Genomic DNA, 13,849 nt, shown 5'->3' with positions numbered 1-13,849 from the left:
CCGCCGCTTCCGCGTGCCCAAGTTACAACCGACGCGATAATTTTTCGCGCTATGAATGCACAAAATTCTTGACGTAAGGTTAACTCGAGCTATCCGAATAGATAGGATTTTATCTTTTCGGATGTGTTTCACGAGGTCCAGCCATGTCAACGTTCCAGCTTACCTTCGCCAACGACCAGCTTGGCGACTTCAACTCGGTCGGGCTTGTCATCTCGATAAGCCCGCCCTCGATCGATCAGCAGCTCAGGATCAACAACAACCACCCGGCCGACCGGCTGATTGCGGCAGGTGCGATCACCTCTCGCGCAGACGTGACAGGCTGGCGGCTGACGGTGACGGGCAGCCAAGACCCTGCAGGCAACACCGCCGTGCCCTTCGCCCCCATCGTGGTTGAGTATTCGACCGATGGCGGCACGTCGTGGAACAGCTTCACGGCGGATATCGGCAGGCCGGATCTGGTCTATTTCGCCCGGCAGGACGAAGCCGACTGGATGGCGATCACCGCGATCGACCTGACCCAGCCCGACGGGCAGACCGGGTTCATCGTGTCGAACTTCCCCGTCACGCCGGGGCAGATCTTCCAGACGGACGAATCGGTTCTGGAGCCTCAGATCGGGGAATTCCTCATCCCCTGCTTCGCCTCTGACACGCTGATCCGCACCGCCTCGGGCGAGATGCGGGTGGATGCCATCACCGCCGGAACGCTGGTCTGGACGGAGGATCGCGGCCTTCGCCCGGTCGCCTGGGCGGGCCAGCGCCATCTGGACGCCAACATGTTGGACCGCGCGCCGCATCTGCGCCCAATCCTGATACGCGCCGGCGCGCTGGGCGAGGGTGCGCCCGAGCGCAACCTGCGCCTGTCACCGCAGCACCGCGTCCTTGTCCGGTCGAAAGTGGCAGAGCGGATGTTCGGCGCGACCGAGGTTCTGGTGGCGGCGCGACACCTGCTGGACCTGCCGGGGGTCGAGATCGACCGCGACGCGACTGGCGTGACCTATGTGCATCTGCTGTTCGACCGGCACGAATTGCTGCGCTCGAACGGGCTGGTGACGGAATCGCTCTATACCGGGCGGCAGGCGCTCAAGGCGGTCGGCGCGGCGGCCCGGCGCGAGATCGCCATGCTGTTTCCCGAGATCCTCGACTTGGATCACGACCCTCAGCCCGCCCGTCCGCTGACGCGCGGCCGCCGCGCCCGGCAGATGGTCGCGCGCCATCACCAGCGCGGCAAGCCGCTGCTGGCGGCGCAGGTCTGACCACCGAGACGGGGCAGGGCGGGACAAAACATCGCCTTGCCTTTCGCGCCCGCGCCTGTCCTGACTGTGCCGCAAGAGCCGGCGCAGGAAAGGCAGCATGGATCAGGGCAACAGCATCACCGATGTGATCGTCGTCGGCGCGGGCATCACCGGCATATCCTGCGCGCGCCTTCTGGCGCAGGCGGGGCGCAGGGTTCTGGTTCTGGACAAGGGCCGCCGCATCGGCGGGCGCATGGCGACACGGCGGCTGCCGGACCGCATGATCCTTGACCACGGCGCGCAATATCTGCGCCCCCGCACGCCCGGTTTCGCCGCCCTGCTGGCCGAGGCCGGGTCTCATGCCGCGCCATGGCCGCTGGACGATGGCGTGGTCCATGTGGGCCAGCCGGGCATGTCGGGTCTGGTGCGTCATCTGGCCGAGGGGCTGGAGGTGCGCCAATCCGCGCAAGTCACGGCCCTTGCGCCTCTGGATGACGGATGGCGCGTGATGCTGGGCGATCAGGCTGTGGACGCGCGGCATCTGGTGCTGACCATCCCGCCCGCGCAGGCCCGTGCGCTGCTGGGCGCCGATCACGCCTTGGCCGACGCGCTGTCACGGGTGGCGATGCTGCCCTCGATCACGCTGATGGCGGTGCTGGACCGTGCCGCAGCCCGTCCCTTCGTCACCCGCAAGGGCGAGGGTGCGCTGGCCTGGATCGCGCAGGACAGCGCCAAACCCGGCCGCCCGCAGGATGGCCCGACGGGCTGGGTCGTGCAGTCCGATCCGGCCTTCAGCGCCGTCCATATCGACCTGCCCTTCGACGCGCTGGCCGCGATGCTGGCGCCGATGCTTCTCAAGGCCATCGGCGCGCAGCCCGAACATCTGCTGCAGGCCGTCGCCCATCGCTGGCTTTACGCGCAGGTGGATGTCCCGCTTGGCCAGCCCTTCCTGCGGCAGGGCGCGCTGTGGGTGGGGGGCGATTGGTGCCTCGGGCCGCGCGCCGAGGACGGCTTTCACAGCGGTCAGGCCATCGCCCAAGACCTGCTGGCCCGGACATGAGCGGCGATGACGACTACAAGGGCCGCGCCGTGCCCTCGGGGCGGCTGTCGCGGGCCTTGCGGATGGGCGCGCTGGCCGGCGGGATCGGGGGCAGGGCGCTGGCCTCGGGCGTCGCGCGGCTGGCGCAGGGCGAACGACCGCGCGCACAGGATCTGCTGATGACGCCCGCCAATGCGATGCGGCTGGCCGACCAGCTGTCGCGGATGCGGGGCGCGGTGATGAAGATGGGGCAGCTTCTGTCGATGGACGCGGGCGATTTCCTGCCGCCCGAACTGACGCAGATCCTGTCGCGGCTGCGCGCCGATGCCGAGCCGATGCCGCCGCGCCAGCTGCGCGTCCAGCTTGACCGCGCCTGGGGCGAGGGCTGGCTGCCGCGCTTCCAGCGGTTCCAGACGCGGCCCATCGCCTCGGCCTCGATCGGGCAGGTGCACCGCGCGCAGACGAAGGACGGGCGCGATCTCGCGATCAAGGTGCAATATCCGGGCGTCCGCGACAGCATCGACAGCGACATCGACAACCTTGCGCTGCTGCTGCGGATGCCGGGCCTGCTGCCCAAGGGGATCGACCTGCCGCCCCTGCTGGACGAGGCCCGCGCCCAGCTGAAGGCCGAGGCCGATTACGAACACGAGGCCCGCCAGATGCTGCGCTACGCCGAGGCGCTGGCCGGGCGGCCCGAATTCCTGCTGCCCCGGCCCGACCCGGAATTCACCCGCAGCGACGTGCTGGCGATGGATTTCATCGAAAGCCGCCCCATCGAGACGTTGGCCGACGAGGATCAACCCGTCCGCGACCGCGCCGCCCATGCGCTGGCCCGTCTGGTGCTTGAGGAATTGTTCAGCTTCAACCTGATGCAGACCGATCCGAATTTCGCCAATTACCGCTGGCAACCGGACAGCCGCCGGGTGGTGTTGCTGGATTTCGGGGCGACGCGCAGCTTTTCGGACCATGTCGGTCCGCAATATCGCCGCCTGCTGCGCGCCGCCTTGGAGGATGACCGCAAGGCCATCGACGAGGCCGCCATCGCCATCGGCTATTTCCGCGAGGATACCCAGCCCGCGCACAAGGCGCTGCTGCTGGACATGATGGAACTGGCCTTCGGCCCCTTGCGCCGGCAGGGCCTGTTCGACCTGGCCGGGACCGACATCCCGCAGCGCATCGCCGAAATGGTGATGGAGATCACCCAACGCCGCGACCGGGCCGAGATGCCCCCGCCCGAGATCCTGTTCCTGCACCGCAAGTTCGGCGGGCTTTACCTGCTGCTGGCGCGGCTGCGCGCGCGTGTCGATCTGGGCGCGCTGGTCGCGCCCTATCGCGATCAGTAATCGCGCTCGAAGAACACGCCGAGGCTGCTGCTGCCGTCGCTGCCGACCGAACCCCGCGCCCGCAGGCTCTGCGTGATGTCGAGGTTCAGGTTGATCGTGCTGCGACCGCTCTCTCCGACCGAGACGTCGGTATAGACGTTCTCAGTCAGGTAGCGGCCCGCGCGCAATTCGACATTGCCGTCGGCATCGGTCGTCAGGTCCAGATCGTCCAGCCCCGCGCTGTCACGCAGATTGCCGATGATCCCCGCCCCGCCCCGTCCGGCCAGCACCGCGACCGCATTGGCCAGCTGCGCCGCCTGAAGGGGCGTGATCGTGTCGAGGCCCCGCCCGAACAGAAGCTGGGACAGCACCTCCTCCTCGGGCAGTTCGGGCGAGGATTCGAAGCGGATATCGGGTTCGCGCAACTCTCCGTCGATCACGATGCGGGTGGTGATGCCGTCGCGCTGCGTCTCGGCCACAAGGCGGATCACCGGGATCAGGCTGCCCTGCAATTCGATCAGCCCCTCGGTCAGGTTGAAGCGGTTGCCCAGCAGATCGACACGGCCCCGGATCAGTTCCAGATTGCCGATCGGTACGACATTGCGCGACGTGCCCTGCACCAGGAAGGCCCCGCCCAGTTCGGCATCGACGCCGCGACCGCGCACAAAGACGCGGTTCGGCGCCTCGATGGACAGGTTGAGACGCGGCGGATTGCGCGCCGGAACCGCAGGTGGACCCGCCAGCCCCGCGGCCGCGGCGGCCGGGCTGGGATAGCCCTCCAGCCCCGCGCGGGCGCGCGTGGCGCGCACCGGGGGACGCTGGTTGCCGACATGGCGGATGTCGGGAATGCCCCGCGCGCCGCCAAGCCCGGTCGAGGGGATGCGGATCTCGGTCTCGTCCAGGATGATCCGCCCCGAGACCAGCGGCCCCGCCGCCAGGTTGCCCGAGATGCGGACCGTCCCGTCCAGACGCGTCTCGTAGAGGTTCGGATCGCGCAGCACCGCCTGGTTCAGGCTGACCGCCAGATCCAGCGAGCCGCCCTGAAGATCGACGGGGCCGGACACCGCGATGCTGCCCCCCGCTGCGAAGCCGCCGCCCCCGTCCAGCCGAAGCTGGCCGTTCTGGAAGGCCGCGACCAGATTGATCCCCTCAAGCCGGATGCCCAGCCCCGGATCGGACAATTGCCCCTGCGACAGCGCGACCTGCCCCGACAGCGATTGCAGCGCCAGGGGACCGGCAAGGCGCAGGTTGATCGCCAGCGGGCCCGACAGGCTGCGGGTCCGCAGCGCGGTATTGGCCAAGGCGGAATCGGCGCTGCCTGTGATGGCCAGATCGGCCGATTGCCCGTTGCGCGCCGCCACGCCCGCGATCCGCAGCTCCACGCTGCCCGGCGCGGTGGCGTTAAGGTCCATGACCAGATTGGCCCCATCCTCGCGCAAGGTGCCGCGCAGGGTGGCGGGGCCGGGAAATTCCGGAACGATCAGCCCCAGATTGGCAAGCCGCCCGTCCACCAGCAGTCCCGTGGCCGGATCGCCGCTGGCCTCGACCGTCACCTGCGGGTTGCGGAGCTGCAACCGTTGCAGGCTGACACCTGCCGCATCCTGCGTGGCGGCCAGGTCAAAAACCGTCTGCCCCGCCAGAACGGGATCAACGCGCGGCTGTCCGACGCGCAGGCCGCTGGCATTGCCGTTGGCGGTGATCAGGCGCTGCCCGCCCTGATCCAGCACACGCGCCTGCGCCTGAAGCGCGCCCGCGATGCCGTTGCCCAGAAAGCGCAGATCGCCCGCCGCGATGGTCGCGGCCAGATCGGTCGCGCCGTCGCCAAGCTGCCCTGTCGCATCGACCTGAAGCCGGGGATTGCTGATCCGTGCGGTCTGGATCGACAGCACGCCCTCGGCCTCGGTCGCCTCCAGCGTCAGCTGCGTCTCGCCGGCCAGCGCGCCATCGACCTGCGCCTGTCCAAGCGCCAGATCGCGCCCGGTGCCCTGCAGACTGAGCTGCCGCATCCCGTCGCCGGCCTCGCGGAAACTGCCAGATGCGGCAAGCGATCCGCGCCAGCCCGGGCCAAAGGGCGCCAGCGTGTCCAGCTGAAGATCGGCCACCAGATCCGTCACCCCCTCGCCAATCGACCCCGAGGCCGTGGCGCGCAGCTGGTCGTTCGTGATGCGGACATCGCGCAGCGTCACCACGCCCTCGGCCTGATCGGCCAGAACGCGCAGGTCGGTGCGCCCGGTCAGCGCGCCGTCGACATTGCCCTGCCCAAGCGACAGGTCGGTGCCCTCGCCGGTCAGGTCGATGATGCGGCGGCCTTCCTCTTCGGTCAGGCGGGCGCGGGCCGTCAGCGCGCCGCTCCAGCGCGGGTCCAGCGCCGACAGGCTGGGCAGCGCGATATCGGCCGTCGCGTCCAGCGCGCCCTCGGCAAATACCCCCTCGCCCGAGGCGGTGATCTGCGGATTGGCGAAGCGGAAGCTGTCCAGCTGATAGCCGTCCGGCGTCTGGCCCGCGATCAGCGTCAGGTTCGTCATGCCGGCCAGCGCGCGGTCCACGGCGTCGATCCCGATGCGCAGATCCATCGTCTCGCCGGAGACGGTCAGGCGGCGCTGGCCGCTTGGGCCGTTCAGCCGCGCCTCGGCCATCAGGCTGCCGCCGAAATCGGGATCGGCCTCGGCCAGCGAGGGCATCGAGATCTGGGCGACCAGATCGCTGGACAGGCTGTCGATCCGCCCCGATGCGTCCAGCGTGACGCGGGCGGCGGACAGGCTGATTTCCTCGACCTCGATCCCGGTCTCGTCGCGCCTGATCTCGACCACGATATCCGAGCCGCCGCCCAGCAGGCGGTCAAGCTGCGGCTGGTCCAGCGTCAGATCGGTCGCGGTGATGCGCGCATCCAGGTCAAAGGCCCGGTTCAGCACGATGTAATAGCCGTTCAGCTCTGCCTCGGCGCTGCCGGTCAGGTCGCGGTCGGCCAGCAGCGACAGCCGCGACAGATCCTGGTGGCGCGCAGTGACATCGACCGACAGCGTTATGCCGCTGGCCAGACCCGCGACAAGGAAGTCGCCGTTCACGCCGAAATCGGCCCCGTCCAGACGCACGTCATAGACGTCCAGCACGTTGCCGGGGGTAAAGTTGAACCCGGCCCGGCCCCGCACCTCGTCGCCCACCGCCTGGGCCAGTCCGGCATCGGCAAAGACCAGCCCCGCCGCACCAAAGGACAGCCCGCCCGTGACCTCGACGAGGGCGCCGTCATCCAGCACGATCTCGCCCCCGCCATCCAGCAGAAGCTGGCCGATCATCAGATCGCCCCGGTCGACTTGGCCGACCCGCCCGGTCAGGGTCCAGCCCTGACCCTCGGCCGCATCATAGGACAATTGCAGCCGCCCGGAATCGACCGTCGTGCCGGCATCGGCAAAGGGCAGGGGAACCGGCAGGACCGGCGCATTCGCGTCGCGGCCCAGAAGGATCTGCAATTCCGCAAGCTGCGGCGCGTTCTGGTCGTTCGTCGAAAGCGATCCGGTCAGGCTCAGCGCCTCGGTCTGAAGGCTCAGCTGCGGCAGCTCGATCCGGCCCGTCTCGGCGCGCCAGCCCTCGGCCAGCAGCCGCGTGTCGCGGCCGAAGAACACGCGATCCTGCGGACGCAGAAGCGAGGCGACGTCGCCCCCGATCTGCACCGAGAACGCGGTGCCGGGGGTGCCGGTCTCGTCGGGGCGTTCATTGGCGCTGATCCGGCCGGTGATCCGGGGCTGGCCGTTGGTGGCCAGCCGAATATCGGCGGCGAAATCCGACAAGGGCCCCTCGCCGCTGATCTGCGCGGTCAGGGCGGGGCGTTCGTAAAGGTCGATCAGGTTCGCCAGGATGCCATTCGCAGCCTCGTCCAGCGCGAGGTTCAGCCGCAGGATGCGCGTCTCGTTGGAAAAGGCGCTGTCCAGCACGAATTCGCCGCGCACCCCGTCTAGCCGGGTGACGTTCAGCTGCGTCTCGCCCTCGCCTCCGTCAAGGCTCATGGCCCCGTCGATCCGCAAGGCGGCCTCGACCCCAATCACCGGCTCGCCCAGGGTGACGCGCTCGGCACGGATCTGCTCGATGTTCACCGCCACGGGCAGTTCGGGCAGGGCAAAGACCGGAACCTCGGCTTGGACGGCACTTTCCTGCGCCTCGGGCAGGCGGGGCAGGATGATCTCGCGCGCGGTCAGTTCGGCGATCTCGATCCGGCGGCGCAGCAGGGCGCTGCGGTTCCACTGGATCGCCCCGTCGCGCAGCGTCAGCCAGACGCCGTCCTCGTCGGCGATCCGCATCTCGGTGAAGGTCGCGCGGGACGACAGGGCGCCCTGGAAGCCCTCGATCACCACGGTCCGGCCTGCGCCTGACAGGCTGCGTTCCAGAAGCCCGGTCAGAAAGCCGCGATCATCCTCGATCTCGGCGGAGAGTTCGGCCGCGCTCTGCGCCAGGACGGCCAGCGGGAAGAACAGGGCGAAGACGAATATCCACAAGCGCCGCATCAGAAAGCCTGCCCTAATCCGAGGTAAAGTTGCACGCCGCTGCCCGTGTCGCCCGCGACCGGCCCGGCCACATCAAGACGCAGCGGCCCGATCGGCGTGTCGTAGCGCACGCCGATCCCCGCGCCGGCATGGTCGCGGTTGATGCCCTCGAAGCCGCCTTCGGACCAGACGCGCCCGTAATCGGCAAAGGCGACCAGCCCGATCCGGTCGCGCACCTGAAAGCGCAGTTCAGCAGTGGCGTTTGCCAGGCTCATGCCGCCTGTGCGGATGTTCTGGCCCTCTGTGCCGGTGGTGATGACGTCGGCGCCAAGGCTCTGATAGGGCTGCCCCCGGACCGAGCCCCCGCCGCCCGAATAGAACAGGAAGCCGCGCGGCGTGCGGCGGATATCGCTGCCGAAGATGCTGCCCAGCCGCCCCCGCGTGGCCAGCGTGAAGCGATCGTTCTCGCCGAACGAGACATAGGCGCGCCCCTCGCCAAGCGCGCGCAGACCCGAATCGGTCTCGTCAAAGCCGTAGAACGGCATGATCTCGGCGCTGAGCCAGGTGCCGCGCCTTGCGTTGTTCGGCTCGTCCCGGCGGTCCCATACGACATCCGAGGGCAGCGCCAGGACGCGGAAATTCGTACGGCCGTTGGCGTCGAAGACCCGGCTGATGCGGTATTGCGCGGCGATGTCCGCCGTCAGCCGGTCGCTGAAGATATGGCTGAAGCCCAGGGACTGGCTGGCGCTGTCCTCGCTGTAATCCTCTTCGCGCATGCGCGAGATCGAGGTCTCGACATAGCCGGTCGTGTCCGCCGTGATGGTGGCCGGCCGGTCGATCCGCAGGGTCAGCTCGTCATCGCGATCGCTTGTGGTCGAGCCGATATCCTTGATCCGCCCGTCGATCCGCAGCCTTTCGCCCCCTCCCAGCAGGTTGCGGTGCATCCAGTAGGCCGAGACCAGCACCCCGTCCGTGTTCGAGATCTCGAAACCCGCGCCGATGCGGCGGGGGCGCTGTTCGACGACCGTCAGATCCACGTCGAGGATGTTGCCCTGCCGCAGGTCGTCGGCCTCGGTCAGGGTGATGGCGGAAAAGATGCCCGTGCGGCGCAGGCGGCTGCGGATGGTGTCCAGATCGTCGGGGTCGAAGCGTTCGCCCTCGGGATAGCCCGCGATCTTGCGCAGGCGGCGTTCGTTCAGGCGCTGGTTGCCGCTGACGCGCATCTGGCCGAAGCGCACGGCGGGGCCGGGCTCCAGCGCGATGCGGCTGTCGACGGTGCTGGTGTCATGTTCGGCCGTGATCTCCTGGCCCGCGATATCGGCCTTGGCATGGCCCGCGCTGCGCCAGCCATCGACACCCGCGACCGCCGCGCGGCGGATCGTGCCGGTTCCGGCCACCTCGCCCGCCGCATAGCCGTCGGGAATGTCGCTGCCCGGCGCGACCGGCGCGACCTGGGCTCGCGAAAAGCGGAAGCGCGGGCCGGGATCGACGGCGATCACCGCACGGCGCACCAGATCGGGCGCATCAAGGGGCGCGACCTCGGCGGCCTCGATGCCGTCCACGGTGATGCTGATTTCGCCCGCATAATAGCCCTCGTCATAAAGGACGCCCAGGATGCGCGCGTAATCCGCCCGCGCCGCCGCAAGGATATCTTGGCCCGAGATCCGGTCCTCGGCCAAGGCCGCAGCGATCAGGGAGGTGTTGCGGAAGGCGCGTTCCAGCCCCGCCTCGCCCCCGGCCACGGTGATGTCCAGAGCGACGGGGCCTTCCTCGTCGCCGCCAAACAGGCCGGAAAAGGGCCACGAGGATTGCGCCCGCGCATCGCCCGGCACAAGGCCCACGCCCGCCAGCGCGGTCGAAACCGCCAGCACAGTTCCCAGAATTCGACGCATCGCCCTGCCCGCCCTTTTGTTCTTGGGACCGATTGAAACAGGATCAGCCCGTGAAATCCAGCAATTCCACGGCGAAAAGGCGACTTGTCGCTTAACCTTTGCGTTGCGTCAGCCGGGCTGGTTCAGCGCGGCCAGACAGCCATGCAGCGCGGCCATGTCGTCGCGGATCAGGAAAACCGGCGCGTTTTCGGGAATGTGGCGCATATGGACCTCGGACAGCAGGGCCGGGGTGAAGCGGTCCATCCGCCCTGCGATGCTGCGCCCGACGCTGCCCGCAAGGAACAGCCCCTCCAGCGGCATGAAGCGCAGGGCCAGTTCCCGGCAGAGCAGTCCGACCAGTTCGGCGAAGAAGTCATAGGTCTCGTTCGCGGCCGCGTCGCCCGCCTCGGCGGCGGCGGCGATATCCTCGCTGCGGACGGGATCGGTGCCGGTCATCGCGGCGTGCAGGCGCGACAGGCCACGGCCCGCGAATGTCTCTTCGGTGGAAAAGAAACCCTGCGCCGCATCCGCGCCGACGCGGTCGATCAGGCGGGCCATGATGTTGGCGGGCAGGTGGGTGTGACCTTCTTCGGCCTCCAGCGCGGTGATCGCGCCGCCGGGCAGCACGCGGACCGCGCAGACGTTGAAGCCCGTGCCCAGCCCTACGACCAGCGCCTGGCCGTTGCGGGCGCGATCCTCGGGGGCGGGGCGCAGGACCGATAGGCCCTCGCCCTTCAGCGCGGGGGTCGCATAGCCAAGCGCGGTCAGATCGTTGATCAGCCGCACATGGTCGGCATCGGTCAGCCGCGCGAGGTTCTGTTCGTCAAAGGACCAGTCGCGGTTCGTCAGCGAGGCGCGACCCCCGCTGACCGGCCCGGCGACCGCGATGCACAGCGACGAGATGTTGGGCTGGTGCTGTTCCGCCATGAAGCGGCGCACGACATCGTCAAAGCTGGCGAAGTCGTCACCCTTGAAGCGCGTCACCGTCGTCTGGTCGATCACGCCGTTGCGCGCAATCGCCAGACGGGCATTGGTGCCGCCCACATCGCCCAGTAGCATCGCCATCGCCGGTCCCTTTCAGTTCAGCCTCTGGCCATCCTTAGGCGAGAAGTACGACACTTTCGAGAGGTCGAAAGCCAGCGGAAACGGCTTGCGCGCCTGAACCGCGCTTTCCGCGCGCAGCCGGGCGGTCACCGGCTTGCCGCCGAGATGCGTGACCGCGAAGGTATCCGCGCCTGCGGGTTCGACGATCTCGATCAGGACATCGCCGCCCGCCCCTTGCGCCGTGCCGGGCAGGTGCGCGTTGCCCGTCGCCTCGTGGATGTCCTCAGGGCGGACGCCCAGAACGATCTCGGCCGGCAGGTCGCGGGCCACCGGATCGGTGATGACCAGCGGCGCATCGCCGGGGCGGTCGATCTCGATCCGGGTCTGGCCGCCCTCGGCTCGGACCCGCGCCGGGATCAGGTTCATCGCAGGGCTGCCCATGAAATCGGCGACGAACATGTTGGCGGGCTTGTTGTAGATTTCCGCCGGCGTGCCGATCTGCTGGATCACGCCGCCCTTCATCACCACGATCTTGGTGGCCAGCGTCATCGCCTCGATCTGGTCATGCGTCACGTAGACGATGCTGGCATTCAGATCCTGATGCAGCTTCTTGATCTCGGTCCGCATCGAGACGCGCAGTTTCGCGTCAAGGTTCGACAGCGGCTCGTCGAACAGGAACAGCGCCGGATCGCGGACCAGCGCCCGGCCCATGGCGACGCGCTGGCGCTGGCCGCCCGACAGCTGGCCGGGCTTGCGGTTCAGCAGCTGCTCGATCTGCAGCTGGCGCGCGACCTCGGCCAGCTTGCGCTCCTGCGTGGCCTTGTCGACGCCGCGCACCTGCATGCCGAAGGTGATGTTCTTCGCCACGCTCATCGTCGGGTAAAGCGCGTAGGACTGGAACACCATCGCGATGTCACGGTCCTTGGGCGAGACGCCCGTCACGTCGCGGTCGGCGATGCGGATCGTACCGCCGGTGATCGGCTCAAGACCCGCGATGCAGTTCAGCAGCGTTGACTTGCCGCAGCCCGAAGGGCCGACCAGGACCAGGAAGTCGCCCGGTTCGATCGCGATGTTGATGTCGTGCAGAATGTGGGTGTCGCCATAGGCTTTCTGCAGGTGGTCGATTTCCAGGATGGGCATGGCTTATCCCTTGACGCTGCCGGCGGTCAGGCCGCGGATGAAGTACTTGCCGGCGACGACATAGACCAGCAGCGTGGGCAGCGCGGCGATGATCGCGGCGGCCATGTCCACGTTGTAGGCTTTGACGCCGGTGGTGGAGTTGACGATGTTGTTCAGCGCCACGGTGACGGGCTGGCTGCCCGGCCCGCTGAAGGACACGCCGAAGAGGAAGTCGTTCCAGATCTGCGTAAACTGCCAGATGACCGAGACGGTGATGATCGGCAGCGAGATCGGCAGGAAGATCGACCAGAAGATGCGGAAGAACCCCGCCCCGTCGACCTTGGCCGCGCGGACCAGCTCCTGCGGGATGGTGACGTAGTAGTTGCGGAAGAACAGCGTGGTGAAGCCGATGCCGTAGATGACATGCACGAAGATCAGCCCCGGGATGGTCCCCGCGATGCCCATCAGGCCCAGCATCTGCGCCATCGGCAGCAGCACGACCTGGAAGGGGATGAAGCAGCCGAAGAGGATCGCGGCAAAGAAGAGGTTCGCGCCCCGGAACCGCCACTGCGCGAAGACATAGCCGTTCAGCGCGCCGACCACGGTCGAGATCGCGACTGCGGGCACGGCCATCAGGACGCTGTTCCAGAAGAAGGGCCGCAGCCCCTCGCACTGGGTGCCCGCGCAGGCGGTGGACCAAGCCTCGGCCCAGGGGGCAAAGGTGATCTCGCGCGGCAGGGCCAGAAGGCTGCCGGTGCGGATCTCTTCCAGGCTTTTCAGCGAGGTGGTCAGCATCACGAACAGCGGCATCAGGTAGAAGGCCGCGAACAGGAACAGGATGCCGTAGAGGCCCCAACGCAAGACGGTGTTACTGGTCACGGCGCGGCCTCAATTCGCTGTAGAGATAGGGAACCACGATGGCGAAGATGACCATCATCATGATCATCGCGCTGGACGCCGCCTGACCCAGATCGCCGCGCGAGAAGGCCATCGCATACATGTAGGTCGCGGGCAGGTCGGTGGCGTAGCCGGGGCCGCCTCCGGTCAGGGCGATGACCAGGTCGAAGGCCTTGATCGCCAGATGCGCCAGCACGATGAAGGCCGACAGGAAGATCGGGGCCATGGTCGGGATGATGATCGCGGAATAGATGCGATGGGTCGGGATGCCGTCCACCTGGGCTGCGCGGATGATCTCGGTATCGACCGACCGCAGGCCCGCCAGGAACAGCGCCATCACGAAGCCCGAGGCCTGCCAGACGGCGGCCAGGACGATGGTGTAGATCGCCATGTCGGGCCGGATCAGCCAGTCGAAGGCGAAATTCTCGAATCCCCAGCCGCGCACCATTTCCTGCACGCCCAGTCCGGGGTTGAGGATCCATTTCCACGCCGTCCCCGTCACGATCAGCGACAGCGCCATGGGATAGAGGTAGATCGTCCGCAAGACGCCCTCGGCCCGGATCTTCTGATCGAGGAAGATCGCCAGCGCGAGACCGATGACCATCGAGATCACGATGAAAAGTCCGCCGAAGATGAACAGGTTGTTCATCGCCACGTCCCAGCGCGGCGCGGCAAAGAGGCGTTCATACTGGATGAAGCCGTCCAGTTCGTAGCGCGGCATCAGCCGCGAGCGGGTAAAGCTGATCCAGGCGGTCCAGGCGATGAAGCCGTAGACGAAGACCAGGATCGCCACGAAGGACGGCGCCAAGACCAGCTTGGGCACGTTGCGTTCAAGCCATTCCATGTCAGG

General features: G+C 68.0%; 9 protein-coding genes. 3 read left to right on the top strand and 6 right to left on the bottom strand.

Translation table 11 applies throughout. From position 1 onward, the window contains the following. Nucleotides 1–143 precede the first annotated feature (143 nt). The 3 genes from QAR72_RS03775 to QAR72_RS03765 all read left to right on the top strand — a co-directional run bounded on the left by QAR72_RS03775 (nt 144) and on the right by QAR72_RS03765 (nt 3,614). Nucleotides 144–1,253: a Hint domain-containing protein gene (locus QAR72_RS03775; RefSeq protein WP_304616033.1), complete on the top strand. Its 1,110-nt coding sequence runs from the start codon at nt 144–146 to the stop codon at nt 1,251–1,253. Between the two features lie 97 nt (nt 1,254–1,350). Continuing rightward, complete coding sequence (locus QAR72_RS03770) at nt 1,351–2,292, top strand: NAD(P)/FAD-dependent oxidoreductase (protein WP_304616032.1); 942 nt, start codon at nt 1,351–1,353, stop codon at nt 2,290–2,292. Beyond that, a complete protein-coding gene (locus QAR72_RS03765; protein ID WP_304616031.1) occupies nt 2,289–3,614 on the top strand; it encodes an ABC1 kinase family protein in 1,326 nt (441 codons plus the stop codon). The genes QAR72_RS03770 and QAR72_RS03765 overlap by 4 nt, the downstream gene beginning before the upstream one ends. Here the strand turns inward: QAR72_RS03765 and QAR72_RS03760 are convergent. The 6 genes from QAR72_RS03760 to QAR72_RS03735 all read right to left on the bottom strand — a co-directional run bounded on the left by QAR72_RS03760 (nt 3,608) and on the right by QAR72_RS03735 (nt 13,843). Beyond that, nucleotides 3,608–8,089, bottom strand: a complete 4,482-nt coding sequence (locus QAR72_RS03760) for a translocation/assembly module TamB domain-containing protein (protein ID WP_304616030.1) — start codon at nt 8,087–8,089, stop codon at nt 3,608–3,610. The two genes, QAR72_RS03765 and QAR72_RS03760, sit on opposite strands and share 7 nt — an antisense overlap. Continuing rightward, on the bottom strand, nt 8,089–9,960 hold the full coding sequence (locus QAR72_RS03755; protein WP_304616029.1) for an autotransporter assembly complex protein TamA: 1,872 nt from the start codon (nt 9,958–9,960) through the stop codon (nt 8,089–8,091). Before QAR72_RS03755 ends, QAR72_RS03760 begins: the two co-directional genes overlap by 1 nt. 108 nt (nt 9,961–10,068) lie before the next feature. Continuing rightward, the gene (locus tag QAR72_RS03750) at nt 10,069–11,004 is read right to left on the bottom strand and encodes a glucokinase (protein WP_304616028.1); all 936 of its coding nucleotides are present in this window, start codon (nt 11,002–11,004) and stop codon (nt 10,069–10,071) included. A 12-nt stretch (nt 11,005–11,016) separates the two neighbouring features. Continuing rightward, nucleotides 11,017–12,123 carry an ABC transporter ATP-binding protein gene (locus QAR72_RS03745; protein ID WP_304616027.1) on the bottom strand — a complete coding sequence of 369 codons (1,107 nt, stop codon included), beginning with the start codon at nt 12,121–12,123 and terminating at the stop codon, nt 11,017–11,019. A gap of 3 nt (nt 12,124–12,126) precedes the next feature. After that, nucleotides 12,127–12,981, bottom strand: a complete 855-nt coding sequence (locus tag QAR72_RS03740) for a carbohydrate ABC transporter permease (protein WP_304616026.1) — start codon at nt 12,979–12,981, stop codon at nt 12,127–12,129. Next, on the bottom strand, nt 12,971–13,843 hold the full coding sequence (locus QAR72_RS03735; RefSeq protein WP_304616025.1) for a carbohydrate ABC transporter permease: 873 nt from the start codon (nt 13,841–13,843) through the stop codon (nt 12,971–12,973). The genes QAR72_RS03740 and QAR72_RS03735 overlap by 11 nt, the downstream gene beginning before the upstream one ends. Nucleotides 13,844–13,849: the final 6 nt, after the last annotated feature.

This window comes from Paracoccus sp. (in: a-proteobacteria), from assembly GCF_030604785.1.
Lineage (GTDB): Bacteria > Pseudomonadota > Alphaproteobacteria > Rhodobacterales > Rhodobacteraceae > Paracoccus.
The sequence above is the reverse complement of the archived record's forward strand: the minus strand, read 5'-3'. Positions and strand labels throughout refer to the sequence as shown.

Bases quoted from the DNA above. Each gene is read 5' to 3' on its own strand.
- QAR72_RS03745 (WP_304616027.1), bottom strand. From the start codon at position 12,123: ATGCCCATCCTGGAAATCGACCACCTGCAGAAAGCCTATGGCGACACC.
- QAR72_RS03770 (WP_304616032.1), top strand. From the start codon at position 1,351: ATGGATCAGGGCAACAGCATCACCGATGTGATCGTCGTCGGCGCGGGC.
- QAR72_RS03765 (WP_304616031.1), top strand. From the start codon at position 2,289: ATGAGCGGCGATGACGACTACAAGGGCCGCGCCGTGCCCTCGGGGCGG.
- QAR72_RS03755 (WP_304616029.1), bottom strand. From the start codon at position 9,960: ATGCGTCGAATTCTGGGAACTGTGCTGGCGGTTTCGACCGCGCTGGCG.
- QAR72_RS03735 (WP_304616025.1), bottom strand. From the start codon at position 13,843: ATGGAATGGCTTGAACGCAACGTGCCCAAGCTGGTCTTGGCGCCGTCC.
- QAR72_RS03760 (WP_304616030.1), bottom strand. From the start codon at position 8,089: ATGCGGCGCTTGTGGATATTCGTCTTCGCCCTGTTCTTCCCGCTGGCC.
- QAR72_RS03775 (WP_304616033.1), top strand. From the start codon at position 144: ATGTCAACGTTCCAGCTTACCTTCGCCAACGACCAGCTTGGCGACTTC.
- QAR72_RS03750 (WP_304616028.1), bottom strand. From the start codon at position 11,004: ATGGCGATGCTACTGGGCGATGTGGGCGGCACCAATGCCCGTCTGGCG.